The sequence below is a fragment of the Microbispora sp. CL1-1 genome (assembly GCF_012034195.1).
Lineage (GTDB): Bacteria > Actinomycetota > Actinomycetes > Streptosporangiales > Streptosporangiaceae > Microbispora.
Genome location: NZ_JAATEK010000006.1, coordinates 199,889 through 223,116, shown reverse-complemented (window position 1 = coordinate 223,116; position 23,228 = coordinate 199,889). Strand labels below are relative to the sequence as shown.

The window sequence follows — 23,228 nt, the reverse complement described above, 5'->3', positions numbered from 1 at the left end:
GAGCCGTCAGGGAGGTGGATCGACAGACCGGAGCACGCTTCCGGTCCCTAGGGTGGGACACAACTGATGCCGCTGAATCCGCGCCTCGTCAAGGAGAGCTTCTCGGTCGTCGAGCCCGTCGCCGGGAAGGCCGCGGGATATTTCTACGGACGACTGTTCACGCACTGCCCGCAGATGCGGGGCATGTTCCCGCCGGGCATGGAGGTGCAGCGCGACCGGCTCTTCAACGCGCTCACGAGGATCGTCTGGATGCTCGACAGCCCCGAGGGGCTGGCGTCCTATCTCGCCCAGCTGGGGCGGGACCATCGCAAGTACGGCGTGTCCCCCGAGCACTACAAAGTCGTGGGAAACGCCCTCCTCGCCACGATCAGGCACTTCGCCGCCGAGATCTGGACCGACGAGATCGAGGCCGCCTGGACCGAGGCGTACGCCATGGCGGCGAAGATCATGATCGACGCTGCCGACGCCGAGACCACGCCCGCCTGGTGGCTGGCGGAGGTGATCGACCACGAACCACGCACCAGGGACATCGCGGTGCTCACGCTGCGGCCCTCGCAGCCCATGGACTTCGTCCCCGGGCAGTACGTCACGGTGCAGACGGCCAGATGGCCACGCGTGTGGCGGCGGTTCTCCATCGCCAACGCGCCCCGCGCGGACGGCACGCTCCGCCTGCACGTGCGGGCCGTGCCGGGCGGCTGGGTGAGCACGGCGCTGGTCCGCCACACCCGTATCGGCGACCAGCTCCTGCTCGGCCCGCCGGTCGGCACGATGACGCCGCCCGAGCCGGGCCGCGACGTGCTCTGCGTCGCGGGCGGCACCGGCCTCGCGCCGCTCAAGGCCGTCATCGAGCACGTCATCGCCTCCGGCGAGCGCCCGAACATCCACCTGCTGTTCGGCGCCCGCCGCGCGTGCGACCTGTACGACATGCCGGACCTGGCGAGGATGGAGGCCGCCTTCCCCTGGCTGCGGGTCGTGCCGGCGGTCTCCGACGACCCGGCCTACGACGGGATGCGCGGCCGGCTTCCCGACGTGGTCGAGAGGTTCCACTCCTGGGCCGACCACGAGGCGTACGTCTGCGGGCCTGCGGCGATGGTGAACGAGACCGTACGGCGCCTGCAGATGTCGGGCGTGCCGCTCGCGCGGATCCACCGCGACCCGATACACAGCGACGCCGTGCCCGGCGACCCATCACCGGGCCGCATGGTGCACGGCGGCACGGTGCACGGCGGCACGGTGCACGGCGGCGCGGTTAACAACGACACGTTGGCACACGGCGGCGCGGTCCACGACACGTTGGCACCCGGCGACCCGGTACATGGCGACCCCGTGCATGGCGACCCCGTGCATGGTGACCCCGTGCATGGTGACCCCGTGCATGGTGACCCCGTGCATGGTGATCCCGTGCACGGCGTCCCGGCGCATGGTGATCCGGTGCATGGCGTTCCTGCGCATGGTGATCCGGTGCGCGGCGGCACGGTCCGCAGCGAGGCTTGACCGGAACAGCGGGCGAGGTGGAGGGTTTCCTGGCAGGATTCGAATCGAAAGCGTGATCGAAATCGGCACAGGGAGGACATATGTCCGCACTACTCGCCATCGGGACTCGCAAAGGATTGTTCCTCGCCCGCTCCTCCGACGGCGGCTCGTTCGAGGTCGAGCCCGTGCGGTTCTCCACCATCGGGGTCCACTCGGTCGCGATCGACACCCGCGGCGGCACCCCTCGGCTCCTCGCCGGGATCGAGTACGGCCACTTCGGCCCGTCGGTGATGTGGTCCGACGATCTCGGCGAGACCTGGGAGGAGGCGACCTCCCCGCCGGTCGCCTTCCCCGAGCGCACTGGTGCCGCGCTGGCGCGGGTGTGGCAGCTCCAGCCGTCGCCGTCCGAGCCGGACGTGGTCTGGGCGGGCGCCGAGCCCGCCGCGCTGTTCCGGTCGGAGGACCGCGGGGCCACCTACACCATGGTCGACGGCCTGTGGGACCACCCCACCCGGTCCCAGTGGCAGCCCGGCGGCGGTGGCCTGTGCCTCCACACGGTGATCCCCCACCCCTCCGACCCGCGGCGCATCGCGGTCGCCGCCTCCGCCGTGGGGTTCTTCCGCAGCGACGACGCGGGGGCCACCTGGCGGCCGTCCAACAAGAACATCCGCGCGCCCTTCCTGCCTGAGGGCGCGCAGTATCCCGAGTTCGGGCAGTGCGTGCACAAGGTCGCCCAGCATCCCTCGGTGCCCGACCGGCTCTACCTGCAGCACCACTTCGGGGTCTACCGGTCCGACGACTTCGGCGACTCCTGGACCGAGATCGGGTCGGGCCTGCCCTCCGACTTCGGGTTCCCGATCGCGGTCGACCCGGACGACCCGGACCGGCTCTACGTCTTCCCGCTGCACGGCGACGTCGACCGGACGCCGCTCGATCACCGCTACCAGGTGTTCCGCAGCGACGACGCGGGGGCCACCTGGCAGGGCTTCTCGGCGGGGCTGCCCGAGGGCCCGGTGCACTCCTCGGTGCTCAGGGACGCGATGTCCGCCGGGCCTGCCGGGGTGTTCTTCGGCACCCGGGACGGCGAGGTGTACGGCTCGGCCGACGCGGGCGAGACCTGGTCGCTGATCGCCCGTCACCTGCCCGACGTCCTGTGCGTACGGGCGGCCGCCCTCTGACCGCACCATCGCCCCGCGGCGCCCTTCGGGGCGGCCGCGGGGCGAACACGCGCGCGGCCGCCCGCGGCCTCGGCGCCTTCCGGCGGCTCACGCTCCGGCGGCTCCCCGGCGGGCCGGACTTCGGCGGTTCAGACCTTGCGGTAGCCGGGCACCCAGGCGCCGTCCTCGACGACGTAGTCGCCGAACAGGGCCGGGGCCTCCTCCCGCATGATCTCCCCGATGCGGTTGAAGACGAGGCGGATCTCCTCCTCGGCCCCGGCGGCCGTACGGGCCTCGATCGTGTGCCGCAGGGTGCGCACGTTGGCCGTCCAGACCAGGCCGGTCCCGACACCCTCGGGGGCGAAGCGGCGCATGAACGAGGTGCGGTGCTTCTTCTCCGCGAACGGCACGCCGTCCTCGTCCAGCCCGAAGTGGGCCGCCATCCACTTCTGGAACTCCTCCATGCGGTCGAGCATCTCGGTCGCCCGCTTCATCAGCTCGGCGTCCTCGCGCGCCCACTCGGGGAACCAGAACGGGATGTCGTTCAGCCGGACGAACCGCAGCGACTCCTGCGAGATCGCCACCCCGGGCCGGTGCCGTACGAGCTCGTGCGTGAGCACCCGCGAGACGTTGTGCAGCACGAAGCTGAAGCTGAGGTGTTCGAGCACGCTGCCGTGCGCGCTGGCCAGGATGTTGCGCAGGTACGCGTCCTGGTCCTGCCGGATCCGGGTCACATTGGGGTTCAGGCCCGGCTCGAACGAGCGATAGCACAGCCGCCCGGCGAACTCCGCCAGGTTCTGGGCGTCGAACTCGCCCCGCTCCAGCCGCTCAAGCCAGCTCTCTCCGCCGATCTCGTGCAGATAGCGGGCCAGCTCGTCGTAGTCGACAGAGGGTTTGGCGACGAGGAAGACCTCGGGCTCGACGCTGCGCATTCACATTCCCCGTGAAGTGGTTGCCGATGGATGACCGTCCAAGCAAACCAGCTCGGGCCCACGATCGCGACCCGGCCCCCTCCCCCCGGACCCCCGGCAGAGGTCCGGGGGTCGGCCCCCGGGTGTCAGCGCCTCAGGTGATGTCGCGGCGGACCGTGGTGGCTGTGGCGACGGCGGCGAACAGCAGGCCATAACCGACCAGGACGATGGCGCCCGCCCAGGCGGGCAGCCATTCCGGCCTGCCCAGGCCGGTGTCCACGTCGATGCTCATCAGCGCCTGCGCGGCCCCGCCCGGCAGCCACTTGCCCACCGAGTGCAGGGCCGGGATGCCGGTGAAAATGCCTTCGATCACATACGCCCAGACGACCGCGGCGACGATGCCGGCGATCTGGTTGCGGACGAGCGCCCCCAGCCCGATGCCGAACACCGCGTACAGCGCGAGCGTCACGAGGACGCCGAGACTGATCTGCGGGATGCGCGAGGCGGACAGGGAGAACTCGCCCCCGGACAGCGTCACGGCCGGGATCACCGTGACCGCCTGGAAGACCAGCACGGCCACCGCGAACAACGCGCCCACGACCAGCCCGGCCACCACCTTGGCGGCGATCACCAGGCCCCGCCGCGGGGTGGTGAGGAAGGTGCCGGTGATCGTCTGGTAGCGATATTCGGAGGTCATCATGACGACGCCGAGGATCATCACGAAGATCCCGCCGCTGGACGCGCTCGACCAGGCGATCTCGGCCCACTCCGCGGTGTCCCGCGCGGGCAGCGCGCTGCCGTTCTGGTCCACCCCCGCGAACGCGATGAGGAAGGCGATGCCCACCCCGACCAGCACCAGCATGACGAGCAGCATGATCCACCACAGTCTCGTGGTGAACAGCTTGCGCAGCTCCGCCTTGACGAGCCCGCTCATCGCCCCTCCGTCAGATCGAGGAAGACCTTGTGCAGACCGGACCGCTCCTGTGCCACCTCGGTGAGCACGACGCGCCGATCCAGAGCGACCCGGCCGACGGCCTCCGGGTCCAGCCCGCGCACGCGCAGCAGGCCGTCCTCGACGTGTTCGACCACGCCGCCCGCCGCTTCGAGCGCGGGGGCGAGCTCGGCGGCCTGGGCGGCACGCACCCGTACGGCGTCCGCGCCGTCGCTGGTGAGCTCGGCGAGGCTGCCCTGGCGCACCAGGCGGCCCCTGGCGATGATCACCACGTTGTCGACCGTCTGCTCGACCTCGGCCAGGACGTGGCTGGAGAGGAGCACCGCCGCTCCCTGGTCGTGGGCGAGGTGGCGCAGGAACCCGCGCAGCCACTCGATGCCCGCCGGGTCGAGGCCGTTGGCGGGTTCGTCGAGGATGTACACCCGGGGCCGGCCGAGCAGGGCGGAGGCGAGCGCGAGCCGCTGCCGCATGCCCAGCGAGAAGCCGCTGACGCGCTTTCCGGCGGCGTCCGCGAGACCGACCTGTTCCAGCGCCTCGTCCGCACGGGCGTCGGGCAGCCCGGCGGCCGTGCACAGGACGCGCAGGTGGTTACGGGCGGTGCGGCCGGGATGGAAGCTCGTGGCCTCCAGTACGGCGCCGATTTCGGCCACCGGATTGGCGAGCGTGACATAACGCTCGCCGTTCACGAGCGCCTCGCCGGAATCGGGCGTGACGAGGCCGAGCAGGCAACGGAGCGTGGTCGTCTTGCCGGCTCCGTTCGGGCCGAGATATCCGGTAACGGATCCGGCCTCCACGCTGAACGAAACGCCGTCCACGGCCTTGACCGGCCCGAACGACTTCACCAGATTTCTGATCTCAATGGCAGCCATCGGGCGCGATTATTCCGCGCAACAGATCGGAAATCATCCTCACAAAGGAGGATCGTTTCGGCTGGGATGAAATCATCAATTTCAGAGGCGATAAACCCGGCGCGCGTTTCCAGAGCCGATCATGTGGGCGATCCGGGCGGCGTCGGCCACGCTCCACTCGCCCTCGGCGATGCGGTCGGCGAGCACGCGGGCCAGGCCGCGGCGATGGCAGAGCGCGGCCAGGAAACACAGCTCGGCGGCGCCGTGGCAGCCGGAGCCGTACATCTGCTTGTGGAACGGCGCGAGTTCGAGCAGCTCGCGCAGCACGTGGGCGGAGCCGGCGGCGGTGTGGGCGACGGCGGGCCCGGCGTCCACGTACACGTGCGGGAAGGCGCCCGCCAGGTACGCCGCCTGGCGGTGATAGGGGTAGCAGTGCAGCAGGACGACGGGCACCCCGAGCGGGGCGAGGGCGCGGACGAAGCCGGTCAGCAGCGCGGGGTCGGCCCGGTGGCCGATCCCGACGCCGGACGGGCCGCCGCCGGACAGCCCCCAGCCCGACATGCTCAGGCCCGACAGGCCCCAGCCGGACAGGCCGCAGTGGAACTGCACCGGCAGGCCCCGCTCCCTTGCCACGTCGACCGCCGCCCAGAGCAGGTGCCGTACGAGGACGGGGTCGTCCAGGCGCGACTTGGGGTCGGCGAGCCTGCGGCCGGCCGCCGCGATCACGCTGCCGCGCGAGGGCCGGGAGGGATCGAAGCCGAGGCCGCAGTGGTGCGCCGCGACCGACTTGAGCGCGGTGGCGCGGGCCGCGCGGGCGGCGAGCTCGTCCCGCAGCAGCCCGGCGTAGTCGGCCGCCGGAAGCCCGGCCTCGGCGACGTCCTGCTCGACCTGTTCGAGCCGCACGATCTCGTCGGCGGCGGCCGAGCCGAGACGCCCCATCTCGGCGGGTGAGAGCAGCCCGGGGACGTCGAGCCCGGTGTCGACCAGGAAGGCCGACGCCCCGGCGCCGCGCAGCAGCCGCCGGTTGACCTCGGCCGCGCCGAGCTCGGCGCGGCGCGACAGGTAGACGGTGGCCGATGCGTGCGGTTCCAGGCCGAGGACCGGCGCGCACCAGCGGCGGATGGCGGCGCCTGCCGGGGTGTCGAAGTGGGTGGTGCCCGGGGGTGCGGGCGTGCCGCCCTCGCCGATGAGCTGCTCGAATCCCGACCTGGTGGTGTCGTCGCGGCGCACGCCGCAGCAGTGCTGGTCGACCATGGGCGCGAGCAGGGCGGCGCGCACCGCGTCGGGAAGGGGCATGGGCAGCATGTCGTGTGATCTCGGCTCCGGCACGGCAGTGGACTCTACGGCTCCCCCGCCGCGCCGGCGCCGCCCTAAACGGCCCCTTTACTCAGCCATGACGCGCGCAAAGCCGCAGGACGTTGGCGATGATCCGCGCCCCGGCGCCGCCCTGCGTGGTCAGGATCGACTCGGGGTGGAACTGCACGCCGAAGCGCAGGTTGTCGGTGTCCTCGATCGCCATGGCCGCGCCGTCCGGCGTGAACGCGGTGACCCGGAAGCCCTTGACCCCCGGCTCCTTGGCGTGCACGGAGTGGTAGCGGGCCGCGACGAACTCGTCGGGCAGCCCGTCGAGCAGCGCGCTGTCGCCCTCGCGGCGGACCCGGCCGCGCTTGCCGTGCTCCGGGTAGGGCAGCAGTTCGAGTGTGCCGCCCGCCTGCTCGACCATGGCCTGCAGGCCCAGGCACACCCCGAACACCGGCAGGTTCCGGGCGTACAGCGCCTCGATGAGCGCCGAGCAGCCGAAGTCGGACGGCCAGCCCGGGCCGGGCGACAGCACGACGAGCGTGGGCGCGATCTCGTCGAGCTTGTCCAGCGGGAACCCGTGCCGCAGGGTGACCACCGACGCGCCCTGCTGGCGGAAGTAGTCGGCGAGCGTGTTGACGAAGGAGTCCTCGTGGTCCACCAGCAGCACGCGGTGGCCCTCGCCCGGCAGGTCGGCCCGGGGCTCCGCCTTCGCCGCCTCCTTGGGCCGGGCGGCCGCGGCGAGCGCGCCGAGCAGGGCGCTGGCCTTGAGCTCGGTCTCCCGCTCCTCGGCCTCGGGGTCGGAGTCGTACAGCAGCGTGGCCCCGGCGCGCACGGTGGCGACGCCGTCGCGGATCTGCGCGGTGCGCAGGGTCAGGCCGGTGTTCATCGAGCCGTCGAAGCCGATGAAGCCGACCGCGCCGCCATACCAGCGCCGGGTGGTCTCCTCGTGGTCCTCGATGAACTGCATGGCCCACGTCTTGGGGGCGCCGGTGACGGTGACGGCCCACATGTGGGTGAGGAACGCGTCGAGGGCGTCGAACTCGGGACGCAGGCGGCCCTCGATGTGGTCGACGGTGTGGATCAGCCGGGAGTACATCTCGATCTGGCGGCGGCCGATCACCCGGACGCTGCCCGGCACGCAGATCCGCGACTTGTCGTTGCGGTCCACGTCGGTGCACATGGTCAGCTCCGACTCCTCCTTCACGCTGGACAGGAGGGTGCGGATCGCCTCGGCGTCCTCCACGGGGTTGGCCCCGCGGGCGATGGTGCCGGAGATCGGGCAGGTCTCGACGCGGTCGCCGGTCACCCGCACGTACATCTCGGGCGAGGCGCCGACCAGGTGCTCGCCGTCGCCGAGGTTGAGCAGGAACTCGTACGGCGCGGGGTTCTCGGTGCGCAGCGAGCGGTAGAACGCGGACGGGTCGGCGCAGGCGCCGTGGAAGACCTGGCCGGGGACGACCTCGAACAGGTCGCCGCGCTGGAACTTCTCCTTGGCCTTGGCGACGACCTCGGCGTAGGTCCCCCGCACCGGGTTCGGCGGGATCTCGCGGGGCGCGACCAGCGGGACGGCCTCACCGGTGCGCTCCAGGCCGCTGGTGGAGACGCCGTCGACGGTGAACTCGTAGCAGTGCTCCACGCTGGTCTCGCGGACGCGGTCGATCACGACGAGCCGGTCGGGCAGGTGCAGCACCAGGTCGCGCTGGTCGCCGGGGCGGGTCAGCCGATAGCGGATGGGCTCGAACTGGAAGGCCAGGTCGTAGCCGAAGGCGCCGTACAGGCCGAGGTGGGGGTCGTCGGACCGGAAGGCCGCGATGATCTCGCGGATGGCGGTGAACACGGTGGGCCTGCGGCTGCGCATCTCCTCGGGCAGCAGGTCCTCCGACTCGGGGACGTGCACCTCGATGAAGCCGTGGGCCGGCTCGGACACCGGCTTGCCCGCCGCCAGCAGGCAGGAGGCGACCACCGGCAGCACGACCTGCCCGCGCTCGTTGAGTGCTCGGGCGGAGATGCGCCGCCCCCGCGCCACGATCTCAAGGCAGGGATCGACGTAGCCGAACGCCCACCTGCTATAGCGGCCCGGGTAGTCCATGCCGGACGAGAAGGCCCCGCCGCGCCGCTCCCCCAGCGACGTGACGATCTCCTCCAGCGCCTCCTCGGGCACATCGCGCACCCGGCGCTCGACCGCGATGCCGCCGGCCGTGGTATATCCGCTGATCTCCACTGTCCACGCCCCTTTTTTCGTATGCCCCGGGGCGGACATACAGAAGGCCGCCACTCACGGGGCGGCCGGTCAATTCGACGCGAATGCGAAAACGCCGCCTGTCAGCGGCGCCACCACTGCGAGGGTGCTTGAGTTCGCATGGGCCAAGGGTAGCGGCGGGAAGCGCGATCATGCAACGCGGCGCGACTGGAACGGCGAATGGCGGATAGATATTCTGTTACTGGTGGGGAAACCTCACTCTCGGCGTGGGTCGATCGGCCCGACGCCGGGGAAGGAGGGGGCATGGTCCGCGTGCCGGTGCACCGCCGCGGTCCAGCCGGGCCGGTCGGCCTCCAGGGCCACCGCGTCCGGGTCCGCCGCGACATGCCCGTGCCGATGCCGGACGGCGTGACGCTCCTGGCCGATCACTACATGCCGGTGGGCGCCGAACGACCGCCGACGATCCTGATTCGCACGCCGTACGGCAGGGGCGGGGTGGTCGGCTGGATGTACGGCTGGACCTTCGCGCGGCACGGGTTCCAGGTGCTGCTGCAGAGCTGCCGGGGCGGCTTCGGCTCCGGCGGGCGGCTCGATCCCCTCGTCCACGAGCAGGAGGACGGCCTGGCCACGGTCGAGTGGATGCGAGCCCAGCCGTGGTACGGCGGCGGCTTCGCCATGCACGGGCCCTCCTACCTCGGCTACACCCAGTGGGCCATCGCGGCCGAGACCCCCGACCTGCGGGCGATGGCCGTCCAGGTGACCGCCTCCTGTTTCCGCGACGCGGCGTACGTCGGGGGGTCGTTCGCGCTGGAGTCGACGCTGATCTGGACGACGCTCACCGCCCACCTGGAAGGCCGGCTGGGCGGCGTGGCCGCCTTCATCGCGCCCCGGCGCACGCGGCGGGCCGTGCTGTCGGGCCGTCCGCTGCACGAGCTCGACCTGCTGTCGGCCGGCAGGCCACTGCCGTTCTTCCGCGAGCTGCTGGCCCACCACGGCGAGACCTACTGCTCTTACTGGGACAGGGTGGACTTCTCCGCGTCGGTGGGGCAGGTCGGCGCGGAGATCACGATGACCGGCGGCTGGTATGACGTGTTCCTGCCCTGGCAGCTCAAGGACTACGCGGCGCTGCGGAGGGCCGGGCGGCAGCCGTACCTGACCATCGGGCCCTGGTATCACGCCGACATCCGCCACGGGTGGGCCGCCAACGCCGACGCCCTGGCCTGGTTCCGCGCCCACCTGCTCGGCGACCCGTCGGGGCTGCGCCCCTCTCCCGTCCGGCTGTACGTGACCGGCGCGGGCGAGTGGCGGGACGAGTCCGACTGGCCGCCGCCCGGCATGCGGCGCGAGCGCTGGCACCTTCAGCCGGGCTTCGCCCTGTCGCGGGACAACCCGGCGGGCGGCGAGCCGGACCGCTACCGCTACGACCCCGCGCACCCCACGCCCGTGATCGGCGGCCCGGTGCTGATCGGCAACTCCGAGCCGAGGGACAACCGGCGGCTTGAGGCCCGGCGCGACGTGCTCGTCTACACCTCCGAGGTGCTCGACCGCGACACCGACATGATCGGCCCGGTGAGCGCCGAACTGTTCGCGCGTACGAGCAGGGAGCACACCGACTTCGTCGTACGGGTGTGCGACGTGCATCCCGACGGCACGTCGATGAACGTCTGCGAGGGCGTGCGCCGCCTGACCCCGGCCGACCGCTGCGACGAGGACGGTGTGCGCCGGGTGGAGATCGACCTGTGGCCGATGGGCCACCGGTTCCGCCGCGGCCACCGGATCCGGGTGCATGTGGCCAGCGGGGCCTATCCGCGCATCGCACGCAACCCGGGCACCGGCGCGCCGCTGACGGCGGGCACCCCGATGGTCGCCTCCGACCAGGAGATCCTCCACGATTCCCGCCACCCCTCGGCCGTGATCCTCCCCGCACTGTCCTGACCTCCGGCTTGTCTCGTCCGGTCGTCGCGGCAGGGCGGCACTGCGGGAGGTCACGGCGGGAGGTCACGGCGGGAGGTCACGGCGGGAAGTCGCGGCGGGAAGTCGCGGCGCCGGCCCGCCACCGCCGTTGCTACCCTCGCGATCATGGCGATCAGGAACTCCCACTGCTCCTTCTGCGGAGCGGCCTACGCGCCCGGCCTGCCCTGGCCGCGGACCTGCCGGGAGTGCGGCGACACCGCATATCTCAATCCCCTGCCGGTCGCGGTCATGGTGCTTCCGGTGGACGACGGCCTGCTCGTGGTGCGCCGGGACGTCGAGCCGCACCGCGGCCTGCTCGCCCTCCCCGGCGGCTTCATCGACGTCGGCGAGTCCTGGCAGCAGGCCGCCGCCCGGGAGCTCCGCGAGGAGACGGGCGTCGCCGTCGACGCGGCCGGAGTGCGGCTGTTCGACACGGTCAGCGCGCCCGACGGCACCCTGCTGGTCTTCGGCCTCGGGCCGCGCACGACCGCCGGCGCCCTGCCGCCGGTCGTTCCCACCGCGGAGACCAGCGAGTGGCTGGTGATCGACGGCCCGCAGGAGCTGGCGTTCCCGCTGCACACGCAGGTCGTGGCCCGCTACTTCGGCTCCGGCCGATCGCTGTGAACGTGAAGGTGGGCGAGCCGGTCCTGCAGCTTCTCGTGCCGGAACCGGTAGACGGGCCCCACCTGGCGGAGCAACCCGATGCGACGGGCGTCCTCCAGGAGGCTCATCAGCCGTAGCGGGATCCGTCCGCGGACGCGGAGCATGGTGACGGCGACGAGGTAGGTGGAGCTGGCTCCCGTGAACCCGAACGTGAGCGTGAACACGACACCGCCCGCGAGCCCGAAGGCGACGCCCGCCTCGGCGCCGCGCAGCAGCCCGGAGAAACCGTTCACGAGCGTCCCGGCGAAGCCGAACGCGAGGCCGAGCGCCAGCCCGAAGGTGAGGGAACGCCCGTACACGAGCTGGAGGTCCCGCCGCAGCGTGATCAGCGGGCCCTGCGGCCGGTCGTTCGTGAGGGGGGTCGTCACCCAGTTGTTGAGACCGAGAGTGAGCCCGCCGATGGCGCCGATGACGAGCGCATAGGGAATCAGTCCGTCGACCCGCGCGGACATCCCCGCGACCCGCCACAGCGCCAGCGCCGCGATCAGGCCGACCGGGAGCACCGTGACCAGGCCGAGCGCGAGCTGCCCGGCGAGCCTGCCGGCGTTGCCGCGCCAGCGCAGGTTGGCGTACGCCGGCTCCAGCGTGTAGCCCTTCAGGCGCTCCAGGATGAGCCCGCCGGTGAGGCCGCCGACGAGCCCGCCCACCGGTCCCCCCGCGAGACCGAACAGGAGCGCGTCGCGGAGGCTGCCTTCGTGCGGGCTGCGCAGCGCCACCACTGCGTCGCTGGTCAGGCCCACTGTGACGCCGACGGACAGTCCGACGGTGACGCCTCCCACGAGAACGCTCCAGCGTCGTGAGATCGCCCGGTGGAGGTGCCACCAGCGGAAGTCCCGGGTGCCGATCGCCGACATGTGATGGGCGACGAACGACAGCCACCGGCGGGCCTCGCCCGGCTCCCACGTCCGCCGGGGGCGGAACGGGTGGTCGTGCTCGTGCCGTTCACCGGGATCGTCGTCGGGCGGCGCGGCCGCGAAGCTCGCCTGGACGAGGGTGTCGAGCAGGTGGTCGGTGACGGCGGCCGCCGTCGGGAAGCGTTCGGTGTCGTACAGCGGGGCGGGGTCCGCGCGGGTCTCGACGTACACCTTGTGCAGCAGCCACACGACGAGCGGCGTGGAGAGTGCCTCGGACAGCGGGCCGTCCGGGTCGGCCTTCAACGCCGACAGCAGCCCGGTCCAGTCGGCCCGTTGTCCCGGAGCGAGCCGGTCGCGGAGGTACGAAATCACGTCCGAGCTCTTCACGGGCCTCGGCTCGATGACGGCAGCGCCGGCGAGCACGGCGCCGTCGCGGAGGTTCACGGCCGTCACGTACTCGCCCGTGCGGCAGGTGAGGATGAGCGACTCGACGGCCGAGGCGGCGTTCAGCGCGTTGACCACCTTCGGGCGCACCGCGTCGGGCAACTCGTCCAGGCCGTCCAGGACCGGGAGGATCCGCCGATGAGAGACCAGTCCGCGAGCAACGTCCGGGCCGAACTCGGGGGCGCGCAGGGCGGGGTAGTTCTCCCGCAGCCGCCTGCCCAGCCACCGGTGCACGGGCTCGGCCGCCGGATCCCACCCGGACATCGACAGCAGCACGGGAACCGGATCACCGGGCTTGGGGTCCATCAGCAGTTCCCTGAGCAGGAGCACGGCCAGCGTCGTCTTCCCCATGCCGGCCTCGCCGAGGATCACCAGCCGGCGCCGGGCGAGCTTGCGGAACCGAACGGCGATCTCCGGCATCCGGTCGGTGCGCCCCTCGAAGCGCACCCGTCCGAAGCCGAACCACGAGCGCAGCAGGCGCAGCCCGTCGACGCGCTCGTCCTGGTCCATCACGTCGAGACCGGAGATCCTCCAGCGGACCGGCAGCCGGGCCGGCTCGTCGAGTTCGCGCATCGCGATCTCCTCGTGCCATTGCTCGTGCACGAGCACCCGCAGCGTCCGCTCGGCACGCTCGATCTGCTCGATCGTGCTCGTGCCGCCTGGCTGCCGCCGTCGCCAGGTGCTGACCAGGGGAGGGATCAGCGTGAAAACACCGAGGGCCACGCTGGCGAGTTGTGCCCAGTTGACCGCCGCGTCCGACTCGGAGAGCGCGGTGAGCCCGTAGCCGATCCCGGCGACCACGACCACCCCTGCGGCGGGCAGCACGACGCGGCGCCAGCTCCTCATCCCCACATGGTGACATCGCGCGATCTATCCGGCGAGAGCAATATGCCCGGCCGGTCCAGCCGTGACCCGTGCCGGACGGGCGCTCAGCCTTCGTGGATCCGGCCGGCCTCGACGACGATGCGCCGTGTCGTGTGGACCGCCTTGAGCATGCGCCGGTCGTGGGTGACGAGCAGCAGGGTGCCGGTGTAGGAGGCGAGCGCCGACTCCAGCTGTTCGATCGCCGGAAGGTCGAGGTGGTTGGTGGGCTCGTCCAGGACGAGCAGGTTCACCCCGCGGGCCTGCAGAAGCGCCAGGGCCGCCCTCGTCCGCTCACCAGGCGACAACGTGGCCGCCGGACGGAGCACGTGGCCGGCGCGCAGGCCGAACTTGGCCAGCAGCGTGCGGACCTCGGCGGGCGGCAGGTCGACGAGCGCCCCGAACGCGTCGAGCAGCGGCTCCCCGCCTTCGAAGAGGGCGCGCGCCTGGTCGACCTCGCCGACGACCACGCTGGGGCCGAGCGCCGCCGTCCCCTCGGCGAGGCGGATCCGGCCGAGCAGGACGCCCAGCAGGGTGCTCTTGCCCGAGCCGTTCGCACCGGTGATCGCGACCCGGTCCGCCCAGTCGATCTGCAGGTCGACGGGCCCGAGCGTGAAGCCGCCACGTCGCGCGACCGCGCCGCGCAGCGTCGCGACCACCGCTCCCGAGCGGGGCGCGGTGGCGATCTCCATCCGCAGCTCCCACTCCTTGCGCGGCTCCTCGACGACCTCCATCCGCTCGATGAGCCGCTCGGTCTGCCGGGCCTTGGCCGCCTGCTTCTCGGTCGCCTCGGTGCGGAACTTCCGGCCGAGCTTGTCGCCGTCGGTGGCCTTGCGGCGCGCGTTCTTGACGCCCTTCTCCATCCAGGCGCGCTGGGCCCGGGCGCGGGCCTCCAGGGACGCCCGCGTCTCGGCGTACTCCTCGTACTGCTCGCGGGCGTGCCTGCGGGCGACCTCGCGCTCCTCCAGATAGGCGTCGTAACCGCCGCCGTACGCGCGGACCTGCTGCTGGACCAGGTCGAGCTCGACCACCCTGTTGACCGTACGGGCGAGGAACTCGCGGTCGTGGCTGACGACCACGGTGCCGGCGCGCAGCCCCGTCACGAAGCGTTCGAGCCGGTCCAGGCCGTCGAGGTCGAGGTCGTTGGTCGGCTCGTCGAGCAGGAACACGTCATAACGGCTGAGCAGCAGCGAGGCCAGCCCGACCCGGGCGGCCTGGCCGCCGGACAGCGACGTCATCTCCTGATCCAGGCCGACCGCGAGACCGAGGTCTGCGGCCACCTCCGCGGCCCGCTCCTCCAGGTCGGCGCCGCCGAGGGCGAGCCAGCGGTCGAGGGCCTCGGCGTACGCGTCGCCGGGGTCGCCGCTCACGAGCGCCTCGGTGGCCGCGTCGAGATCCCGCTGCGCGGCGGCGACCCCGGTGCGGCGGGCGAGGAAGGCGGCGACGGTCTCACCGGGCCGCCGTTCGGGCTCCTGCGGGAGATGCCCGACGTTGGCGGTGGGCGGGCTGAGCCGTACGCTGCCGTGCTCGGGGGCGGCGAGGCCGGCCAGCAGGCGCAGCAGCGTCGACTTGCCCGCGCCGTTCACCCCCACCAGCCCCACGACGTCCCCGGGTGCGACGACCAGATCGAGATCCGCGAACAGGACGCGGTCGCCGTGCCCGGCGGCGAGCTCCTTCGCGACAAGAGTGGCGCTCATCAGGACACCGACCTTACTGGGTCCCGCGTGAGCCCCGCCGTACGGCGTGGCGTCGCGACCGGGAGCCGTGCCGGAGTTCGAGGATGAGCGAGCGCAGCCACGGTTCCGCGAAGGACGGCTTCCGCGCCATGACGCGGGCGAGCGCGGCACGGACCTCCGGGGTCCCCCCGCGTCCGGCGACGGCGACGGCCTCGGCCAGGGCGTTCAGGGTCTTCTCGTCGTGCCGCGGCCGGGCGACCGTCTCGTCGGCCCAGCGGGTGGGGCGGAAGGACGGCGTCAGCTTCTTCTGGTGGTCACCCGGATAGAACCAGAAGAAGCGGTCGGCGGAGACGTTGGTGACCGCGCTGCGCGGCAGGTCCGCCGTCCAGGCGCAGCCCTGCCACCAGCGCCATGTCTTCGGGCTGGTCTTCCCGCGTTCGGTGATGCCGAGAAAGCACAGCTTCAGCCGGATCACGTCCCACGCCTCGTGCTCGTCGTCGATCCAGTCGCGCAGGAACCCGTACAGGTGGGTGAAGGTGTACCCGCGATGGACGAGGTCGGCGAACACGACCGGCCGCCTGCGGCGGGCCGGCGCGTGCGGGCTGACGCCCATCGCGTCGAGGTTGGCGCGAAGCCGCGCGTTCCTGTCGGACAGCGTCGGACATCGGATTGTCAGGAGCTTCTGTCGTCGCTGGGCGCGCCAACACGACCGTTCGGCGATCGGTGATGTCCCTGTTACCTGTGCGTCCTTACGCTTCCGCCGAAAACCGTCCCGCTGATCCGCGCGACGGCCAGTCACGCGGATCTGCCGGTCACGCCTGGTCCGTGTCCGATTGGAGTACGTGTGACGACCCCCCGTGCCGACCACGGCCGAAACCCCGACAAGAGCCCGCTGAACTGGCTGCTCCTGTTGCCGATCGTGATCCCGCTCATCCCGGCCCTGTTCAACTCCGACGAACCGCGGCTGTTCGGCATCCCGCTGTTCTACTGGCTGCAGCTCGCCTTCATCATCCTCGGCGTGGCCTCCACCACCCTCGTCTACCGCGTCACGAGGAGGAGCCGGTGAAGACCACCGAGATCGTCATCTTCACGCTCCTGTTCCTCATCGTCAGCGGCATGGGATTCGTCGCCGCCCGGTGGCGCCGTCCCGACGACCTCGCCACGCTGGACGAATGGGGCCTCGGCGGCCGCAGCTTCGGCTCCTGGATCACCTGGTTCCTGGTGGGCGGTGACCTCTACACCGCCTATACGTTCGTGGCCGTCCCCGCCCTGGTCTTCGGCGCGGGCGCCATGGGCTTCTACGCCGTGCCGTACACGGTGGTCGTCTATCCCATGGTGATGCTCGTGCTGGTCCGGCTGTGGTCGGTGTCGCACGTGCACAACCTCGTCACCCCGGCCGACTTCGTCCGCGTGCGCTTCGGCTCCCCCACGCTGGCGCTGCTCGTGGCGATCACCGGCATCGTCGCGACCATGCCGTACATCGCGCTGCAGCTCGTCGGCATCGAGGCCGTGCTGAAGACGATGGGGCTGAGCGGCGACTGGCCGCTGATCATCGCGTTCGCGGTCCTGGCGGCCTACACCTATCAGTCGGGGCTGCGCGCCCCCGCGCTGATCGCGTTCGTCAAGGACTCGCTGATCTACCTGGTCATCCTGGTCGCGATCATCTACATCCCGGCCAAGCTCGGCGGCTGGGGGTCGGTCTTCGACGCCGCGAAGGCCAAGTTCGACTCCACCGGCACCGGCGGCATCCTGCTGAACGCCAACAACCAGCTCCAGTACATCACGCTCGCGTTCGGCTCGGCGCTGGCGCTGTTCCTTTATCCGCACAGCGTCACCGGCATCCTCGCGTCGCGGAACCGCAACGTCATCAAGCGGAACATGTCGGCGCTGCCGGCCTACAGCCTGCTGCTCGGCCTGATCGCGCTGCTCGGCTACATGGCGATCGCGGCCGGGGTCACGCCCATCGGCAAGGACAAGAACACGATCGTCCCGCAGCTGTTCGACAAGGTCTTCCCCGACTGGTTCGCGGGGGTCGCCTTCGCCGCCGTCGGCATCGGCGCGCTCGTGCCCGCCGCGATCATGTCGATCGCCGCGGCCAACCTGTTCGCGCGTAACGTCTACAAGGAGTACATCAACCGGAACGCCGACGCGGCCCAGGAGGCCAGGGTCAGCAAGATCGCGTCGCTGGTCGTGAAGATCGGCGCGGTGCTGTGCATCCTGCTCCTCGAACCGCAGTTCTCGATCGACCTCCAGCTCATCGGCGGCGTGATCATCCTGCAGACGCTGCCGTCGGTGGCCCTCGGGCTCTACACCCGGTGGTTCCACCGGGGCGGGCTGATCGCGGGCTGGGCGGCCGGCATGGCGGCCGGGATGCTGATGCTGTACAACATCTCCAACCCCGCCACCGGGCACGAGCACTTCGGCAGCTCGGCCTTCCCGCTGTCACAGCTCGGGTTCGACACCAAGATCACCGTGTTCGCCGGGTTCCTCGCGCTGATCGTCAACCTGGTCGTCGCCGTGCTCGGGACCTTCGTGGCCCGCGCGCTCAAGAGCGCCGACGGCCCGGACGGCACCAAGCCGGAGGACTACTTCGCCGACCAGGGCGACCCGCGCGTCCACGAACTGGAGACGACGGCGCCCGCATCCTGAGGTCCCGCATGACCGTGACCTCCTGATCCGGCGCCTGATCGGGGCCCCGCCTGATCGGGCTCCGTACGGACTTGTGGCCGGCTTGACGCGGCGGCGCGCGCCGCGTGGAGCCGGCCACAAGCATGCGGTGGGACAAAGAGGCATCACCTCGAACGACCAAGGAGCCAAGGATGCCTCTCAGCAACGACCTCATCGTCACCGGCGGTCACGTGATCGGCATGGACCCGGCGGTGCCGGACGGCCCCGCCGACGTCGTCGTCCGCGACGGCGTGATCGTGTCGGTCGGCCCCGCCGCCGAAGCGTCCCCCGAGGCGGAGGTCGTGGACGCCTCCGGCTGCGTGGTGATGCCGGGCCTGGTCGACACCCACCGCCACACCTGGCAGTCCTCGCTGCGCCACATCGGGCTGGACTGGAGCCTGATGGACTACCTGGGGGCCGCGTTCCTGCAGTTCGGGCCGAACTTCCGGCCCGAGGACGTCTACGCGGGCACCCTGCTCGGCGCGCTCGGCGCGCTGGAGGCCGGGATCACCACGCTCGTCGACTGGTCCCACATCCAGAACACCCCCGAGCACGGCGACGCCGCCGTGGCCGCGCTGCGCGACAGCGGCATCCGGGGCGTCTTCGCCTACGGCTGGCCGCAGATCGACCCGCTCACGTGGGTGGGCGACCATAGCGACGCGGAGCTTCCCGCGGACGTCCGCCGGATCAGGGACGTGCTCGGCGACGACACCGCCCGCGTGACGATGGCCCTGGCGGCGCGCGGCCCCGAGATGTCGGCCCCCTCCGCCGCCCGGCGCGACCTGCTGCTCGCGCGGGAGCTCGGCCTGCGGGCCACCATGCACGTCGGCTCCTCCGAGAAGGCCGGCAGCGTCGGGTGGCTGCACGACGAGGGCCTGCTCGACGAGACGATCACGCTGGTGCACGCGAGCGCCACCGGCGACGACGAGCTGAAGGCCGCCGCGGACGCGGGCGCGACCGCGAGCGTGTCGCCGTTCATCGAGATGACCATGCCCGGGCTCGGCACGCCCGCGACCGGCCGTCTCCTGCGGGCGGGCCTCGTCACCGGTCTCAGCACCGACACCGAGGTCGCCACCTCGGGAGACATGTTCACGCAGATGCGCGCGGTCCTGGCGCACCACAGGTTCACGCAGGACCCGGCGCCGCTGACGGCCGCCGGCCTGCTGCGGATGGTCACCGCCGACGGCGCCGCGGTGGCCGGGCTGTCGGCCGTCACCGGCAGCCTCACGCCCGGCAAGCGCGCCGACCTCATCGTGGTCGAGGCCGGCACTCCCGCCATGGCCCCGATGCTCGACCCGTACGCCGCCGTCGTCCTCGCCGGCCACCCGGGGCTGGTCCGTACGGTCGTCTGCGACGGCGTGGTCGTGAAGCGGGACGGCGTCCTCACCGGTCCGGTCGGGCGGGCCATGGAGGCCGCCGCCGCGAGCCTCGCCCACCTCCGCGAGGCCGTGCCCGGGGTGCTGGGCGCCTGAACGCGTGGTGCTTTGCACCCCATATGCGGGGCGCCGTGTGCCCGGAAAGCGGGGTGCTTTGCGCCCGGAAAGCGGGGTGCTGGGTGCTTGAAAGCGCGGTGCTCTGTGCTCAAGGCAGAGTGCCGGCGCCTCGCCGCCGGGTGCTGTAAGCGGGCGCCTGACCGCCGGGTGCTGGCCGCCGGGCGCCTGTGAGACGCCTGCCATGCGTTCAGGCGCAGCGGCGCGCATCGTCCGCGGGCTCAGCGTCGGCCGATGATCGTGGCACAATCCCGGCATGGCGGTCATGTTCCGGGTGCTCGGCCCGGTCGAGGCGTACGTCGACGGCGTTCCCGTCGACCTCGGCGGGCCGCGGCCCCGGCTGCTGGTGGCCCGCCTGCTGATCTCCAGGGGCGCGACCGTGTCGGTGGACGCGATCCTCGACGACCTGTACGACGGCGCGCCGCCGCCGCGCGCCCAGAGCACGCTGCACAGCTACATCTCCAACCTGCGCCGGGTGCTCGAACCCGGCCGCGCTCCGCGCACGCCCTCGTCCGTGCTGCTGAGCCGCCCACCGGGGTACGCGCTCGGGCCGCACGAGGTGGACGCCGACGAGTTCGTCCGCCTGTCCCAGGCCGGCGAGCCGGAACGCGCCCTGGCCCTGTGGCGCGGCACGCCGTACGAGGAGTTCGGCGACGTGCCCTGGCTCCGGCCGGAGATCGAGCGGCTCGCCGAGGCGCATCTGGTGACGCGGGAACGTCTCCTCGCCGGGCGGGTGGGCGACCCCCACGTGGTGGGCGAGCTGGAGGCCCTGGTGGCCGCGCATCCCCTGCGCGAGGGGCTGTGGGAGCTGCTCGCCCGCACGCTCTACGCCCTCGGGCGGCAGGCGGACGCGCTGGAGGCGCTGCGTACGGCCCGGGGCCACCTGGCGGAGGAGCTCGGGCTCGACCCTGGACCGGCGCTGCGCCGCCTGGAGGAGGCGATCCTCGCCCAGGACCCCGCCCTCGACGCCCCCGTACGGCAGGCGGCGCCGGTCCATGCGGCACCGGCCGATGTCGAGGCGGCACGGCCAGGGAGCGGAGGAACAGCGCGGCCGGAACGGCGCGCCGTCGGCCGGGGGACGCAGGTCGACCGGCTCGACGAGCTGGCGCGCGACGTGGTCCAGGCGGCCCGGGGCGTGGCACAGCGCGGTCCGGGGATCGCGGTGATCTCCGGCGAGCCGGGCATCGGCAAGACGTGGCTGGCGGAGGCGTTCGCGGAACGGCGGGCCGCCGAGGGCTGGCTGGTCGCCTGGGGCCGGTGTCATGAGACCTCCGGTGCGCCCGCGCTGTGGCCGTGGCAGCAGGTGGTGCGGGATCTCGCCGGCCGGGTCCCCCCTTCCGGCGCGCAGGCCGCCGCCCTGCGCGTGCTGCTCGGCGACGCCGCCCCCGAAGACGACCCCGCCACGGGCGCCGGACGGCCCGCCGAGGCGAGCGAGGCCAGGTTCCGGCTGCACCAGGCGACCGCGAACTACCTGCGGGCGGTCGCGGCCGACCGGCCGCTGCTCGTGGTGATCGATGACCTCCAGTGGGCCGACACGGCTTCCCTCGGCCTGCTGTCCGACCTCGCGCTGCTGCTGCGCGGCGCGGTCGCCGTCGTGATCACCGTACGGTCCGGCGACGGTCCTGCTGCGGTGCACGACACCCTTGGCCTGCTCGGGCGGCACGACGCCCTCCGCCTGCCGCTCGCCGGGCTCGACCCCGCGGCGGTGGCCGAGCTGTCGGGGCTGCGCGACGCGGCGAGCGTGGCGGCGCTCGCCGAGCGCACCCGGGGCAATCCGCTGTTCATCCGCGAGACCCTCCGGCTGGCCCAAGACCAGGGCATCGACAAGGCGCTCACCGGGGTGCCCGAGGGCCTGGCCGACGTGCTGCGCCGCCGTCTGCTCGACCTGCCCGCCCGGCACCGCCCCGCCATCGACGCGGCGGCCGTGCTCGGCACCGGCGCGGACCGGTGGCTGCTGGCCGAGGTCGTCGCGCACGCCTCGGACACCCCGGACGCGGACATGGATGTGGACGAGGCGCTCGACGCCGCGACCGCCCTCCGCGTTCTCGGCGAGGACCTGCGCTTCACCCACGACCTGGTCCGGGAGACCGTCTACGCCGACATCCCGCCGCGCCGCCGGGCCGGGCTGCACCTGGCCGCGCTCCGGGCGCTCGAACTGCGGCCGGGGGCCGACCTCGCGCTCCTCGCCAGGCACGCGATGGCCGCCGGACCCGCCGCCGTGGCCGACGCGGTGCGCTGGGCGTCGGCCACGGCGGGGCAGGCGGCGGGACGGCACGCGTACGAGGACGCCGCGCAGTGGTGGCGCCGGGCGGTGGAGGCGCACGGGACGCTGCCCGGCGCGGACCCCCGCGAGCACGTCGAGCTCCTGCTGCGGCTGGTCCGCGCGCAGCTCGCCGCCGGTCACGGCTTCGAGGCCCGGCAGACCCGCGCGGAGGCGGTGCTCGCCGCCGACAGGTCGGGTGACCCGCTGCTCGCCGCACGGGCGCTGACCAGCCTGGACGCCCCGGGACTGTGGAAGTTCTACACCTACGGCGACGTCGAGCTGCACACCGTGCGGCGGATCGAGGACGCCCTCGCCGCGCTGCCCGAGGGGGACTCCGAGCTGCGCTGCCGGCTGCTCGGCTGCCTCGGGATGGAACGTTACGACGGCTCGGCCGACCCCCGCTGTGACACCGCCACGGCCGAGGCCCTGGCGATGGCCCGCCGTCTCGTGGCCTCCGGGGAGGCCGGCCCGGAGCTGCTGGCGATCACCCTGAACGCGCGCTATCTGGGCGTGCAGCTTCCCGAGCACATGACGGAGCTCGACGCCATCGGCGAGGAGCTCACCCGGCTCGGGCTGCCCGGGTTCGAACTGCTCGGCCACATGATCAGAGAGCGGACCCGGATCGATCTGTTCGACGTGGCGGCCGCCGACCGCGCCGCCGAGCGGGCGGGGGTGCTGGTCGAGCGGCTCGACCTGCCCTGGCCCCGGTTCCAGCACCTCATCTGGACCGGCACCCGGCGCCTCCTCGACGGGGACTTCGACGGCGCGGGCAACGCGTACGCCGCGGCGGCCGAGGCCGGTGAGCGGCTCAACCTGTGGCACACGAGCGCGACGCTCTCCTCGGCGCTGCTCGCCCGCCACTTCACCATGCGCGACTTCGAGGGCGCCGACGAGCTGATGACGCACTACTCGCCCTTCCCCGCCCATCAGCAGGTGATGGGCCTGCTCATCGCCGATTCGCGGGGCGACCGCACGGCGGCCGAGACGGCGCGCGAGCAGGGCTGGCACGCGCTGCCGCGCGACTTCGGCGAGCTGCCGGGGTTGTGCCTGCTGGGCGAGGCCCAGATCGTCGCGGGCGACCGGGAGGCGTGCGCCGTGACCTATCGCAGGCTCCTGCCGTACGAGGACAGGATCGCCTTCGGGGCGGGGACGTTCTGCGCCGGGCCGGTCGGCTACTACCTGGGGCGGATGGCCCATCTGGGTGGGGCGGCCGGGCCGGAGGCGGCGCGGGCGCACCTGGACACGGCCGCCAAGCGCTGCGCGGCGGCCGGGCTGTCCTGGTGGGCCGCCCGAATCACCGCCGAACGCGAAGCCGTACGCGGCTGACCACCGGAAGCCGGTGGCCTGAGCGCGTTTTCGGCGTGCACGCGCTCACCGCCGGCCCAGCACCCAGCGGCGGCGTCGAAGAGGCCCGCACGCACGGGCCGCTCAAACCGACGAAGACGAAGGCCAGTGCCGTCCCCCAGCCTGGAGAACTTGCCTGGACGATCGCTGATCAGAGCTGCGAGCTCCTA

16 protein-coding genes are annotated in these 23,228 nt (G+C 72.5%); 8 read left to right on the top strand and 8 right to left on the bottom strand.

Translation table 11 applies throughout. The features are described from left to right. The first annotated feature begins 66 nt into the window (after positions 1 to 66). Together HCK04_RS10450 and HCK04_RS10445 are read left to right on the top strand one after the other, a co-directional pair. Positions 67 to 1,494, top strand: coding sequence for a globin domain-containing protein (locus tag HCK04_RS10450; protein WP_142646963.1), 1,428 nt, complete (start codon positions 67 to 69; stop codon positions 1,492 to 1,494). A gap of 80 nt (positions 1,495 to 1,574) precedes the next feature. Further along, positions 1,575 to 2,651, top strand: a complete 1,077-nt coding sequence (locus tag HCK04_RS10445; protein ID WP_142646962.1) for an exo-alpha-sialidase — start codon at positions 1,575 to 1,577, stop codon at positions 2,649 to 2,651. Positions 2,652 to 2,779: 128 nt separating this feature from the next. Here the strand turns inward: HCK04_RS10445 and thyX are convergent, their stop codons facing one another. From thyX to HCK04_RS10420, 5 genes are all read right to left on the bottom strand, one after another. Next, positions 2,780 to 3,562, bottom strand: a complete 783-nt coding sequence (thyX, locus tag HCK04_RS10440) for an FAD-dependent thymidylate synthase (RefSeq protein ID WP_142646961.1) — start codon at positions 3,560 to 3,562, stop codon at positions 2,780 to 2,782. A 133-nt stretch (positions 3,563 to 3,695) separates the two neighbouring features. Next, complete coding sequence (locus HCK04_RS10435) at positions 3,696 to 4,475, bottom strand: ABC transporter permease (protein ID WP_142646960.1); 780 nt, start codon at positions 4,473 to 4,475, stop codon at positions 3,696 to 3,698. Continuing rightward, entirely contained in the window at positions 4,472 to 5,362 is an 891-nt protein-coding gene (locus HCK04_RS10430) for an ATP-binding cassette domain-containing protein (RefSeq protein WP_142646959.1), read from the bottom strand. The genes HCK04_RS10435 and HCK04_RS10430 overlap by 4 nt, the downstream gene beginning before the upstream one ends. Positions 5,363 to 5,443: 81 nt before the next feature. After that, positions 5,444 to 6,670: an amidohydrolase family protein gene (locus tag HCK04_RS10425; RefSeq protein ID WP_260617186.1), complete on the bottom strand. Its 1,227-nt coding sequence runs from the start codon at positions 6,668 to 6,670 to the stop codon at positions 5,444 to 5,446. A gap of 58 nt (positions 6,671 to 6,728) precedes the next feature. Then, complete coding sequence (locus HCK04_RS10420; protein ID WP_142646958.1) at positions 6,729 to 8,864, bottom strand: anthranilate synthase component I; 2,136 nt, start codon at positions 8,862 to 8,864, stop codon at positions 6,729 to 6,731. A 282-nt stretch (positions 8,865 to 9,146) separates the two neighbouring features. Here HCK04_RS10420 and HCK04_RS10415 point away from each other — a divergent pair, with 282 nt between their 5' ends. Beyond that, a complete protein-coding gene (locus tag HCK04_RS10415) occupies positions 9,147 to 10,778 on the top strand; it encodes a CocE/NonD family hydrolase (RefSeq protein WP_168065819.1) in 1,632 nt (543 codons plus the stop codon). 144 nt (positions 10,779 to 10,922) lie between these two features. Continuing rightward, positions 10,923 to 11,420 carry an NUDIX domain-containing protein gene (locus HCK04_RS10410; RefSeq protein WP_142646957.1) on the top strand — a complete coding sequence of 166 codons (498 nt, stop codon included), beginning with the start codon at positions 10,923 to 10,925 and terminating at the stop codon, positions 11,418 to 11,420. On the opposite strand, the gene HCK04_RS10405 is transcribed toward HCK04_RS10410, so the two are convergent. The 3 genes from HCK04_RS10405 to HCK04_RS10395 form a co-directional block, all read right to left on the bottom strand. Beyond that, positions 11,393 to 13,603: an NACHT domain-containing protein gene (locus HCK04_RS10405; RefSeq protein ID WP_142646956.1), complete on the bottom strand. Its 2,211-nt coding sequence runs from the start codon at positions 13,601 to 13,603 to the stop codon at positions 11,393 to 11,395. The two genes, HCK04_RS10410 and HCK04_RS10405, sit on opposite strands and share 28 nt — an antisense overlap. A gap of 83 nt (positions 13,604 to 13,686) precedes the next feature. Then, a complete protein-coding gene (locus HCK04_RS10400; RefSeq protein ID WP_142646955.1) occupies positions 13,687 to 15,315 on the bottom strand; it encodes an ABC-F family ATP-binding cassette domain-containing protein in 1,629 nt (542 codons plus the stop codon). Between the two features lie 13 nt (positions 15,316 to 15,328). Next, positions 15,329 to 15,907, bottom strand: coding sequence for a hypothetical protein (locus tag HCK04_RS10395; protein ID WP_142646954.1), 579 nt, complete (start codon positions 15,905 to 15,907; stop codon positions 15,329 to 15,331). Between the two features lie 231 nt (positions 15,908 to 16,138). On the opposite strand from HCK04_RS10395, the gene HCK04_RS10390 reads away from it, so the two are divergent. The 4 genes from HCK04_RS10390 (at position 16,139) to HCK04_RS10375 (ending at position 23,040) form a co-directional block, all read left to right on the top strand. Then, a complete protein-coding gene (locus HCK04_RS10390) occupies positions 16,139 to 16,360 on the top strand; it encodes a DUF3311 domain-containing protein (protein ID WP_221889894.1) in 222 nt (73 codons plus the stop codon). Then, positions 16,357 to 17,943, top strand: a complete 1,587-nt coding sequence (locus HCK04_RS10385; protein ID WP_312845725.1) for a sodium:solute symporter family protein — start codon at positions 16,357 to 16,359, stop codon at positions 17,941 to 17,943. The genes HCK04_RS10390 and HCK04_RS10385 overlap by 4 nt, the downstream gene beginning before the upstream one ends. Before the next feature lie 170 nt (positions 17,944 to 18,113). Beyond that, the gene (locus tag HCK04_RS10380; RefSeq protein ID WP_168065817.1) at positions 18,114 to 19,433 is read left to right on the top strand and encodes an amidohydrolase family protein; all 1,320 of its coding nucleotides are present in this window, start codon (positions 18,114 to 18,116) and stop codon (positions 19,431 to 19,433) included. 274 nt (positions 19,434 to 19,707) lie between these two features. Continuing rightward, entirely contained in the window at positions 19,708 to 23,040 is a 3,333-nt protein-coding gene (locus tag HCK04_RS10375; protein ID WP_142646951.1) for a BTAD domain-containing putative transcriptional regulator, read from the top strand. The last annotated feature ends 188 nt before the right edge of the window (positions 23,041 to 23,228 follow it).

Coding starts and splice junctions, on each gene's coding strand:
- HCK04_RS10415 (WP_168065819.1), top strand. CDS start 9,147: ATGGTCCGCGTGCCGGTGCACCGCCGCGGTCCAGCCGGGCCGGTCGGC.
- HCK04_RS10435 (WP_142646960.1), bottom strand. CDS start 4,475: ATGAGCGGGCTCGTCAAGGCGGAGCTGCGCAAGCTGTTCACCACGAGA.
- HCK04_RS10410 (WP_142646957.1), top strand. CDS start 10,923: ATGGCGATCAGGAACTCCCACTGCTCCTTCTGCGGAGCGGCCTACGCG.
- HCK04_RS10400 (WP_142646955.1), bottom strand. CDS start 15,315: ATGAGCGCCACTCTTGTCGCGAAGGAGCTCGCCGCCGGGCACGGCGAC.
- HCK04_RS10395 (WP_142646954.1), bottom strand. CDS start 15,907: ATGGGCGTCAGCCCGCACGCGCCGGCCCGCCGCAGGCGGCCGGTCGTG.
- HCK04_RS10380 (WP_168065817.1), top strand. CDS start 18,114: ATGCCTCTCAGCAACGACCTCATCGTCACCGGCGGTCACGTGATCGGC.
- HCK04_RS10445 (WP_142646962.1), top strand. CDS start 1,575: ATGTCCGCACTACTCGCCATCGGGACTCGCAAAGGATTGTTCCTCGCC.
- HCK04_RS10405 (WP_142646956.1), bottom strand. CDS start 13,603: ATGAGGAGCTGGCGCCGCGTCGTGCTGCCCGCCGCAGGGGTGGTCGTG.
- thyX (WP_142646961.1), bottom strand. CDS start 3,562: ATGCGCAGCGTCGAGCCCGAGGTCTTCCTCGTCGCCAAACCCTCTGTC.
- HCK04_RS10375 (WP_142646951.1), top strand. CDS start 19,708: ATGGCGGTCATGTTCCGGGTGCTCGGCCCGGTCGAGGCGTACGTCGAC.
- HCK04_RS10430 (WP_142646959.1), bottom strand. CDS start 5,362: ATGGCTGCCATTGAGATCAGAAATCTGGTGAAGTCGTTCGGGCCGGTC.
- HCK04_RS10450 (WP_142646963.1), top strand. CDS start 67: ATGCCGCTGAATCCGCGCCTCGTCAAGGAGAGCTTCTCGGTCGTCGAG.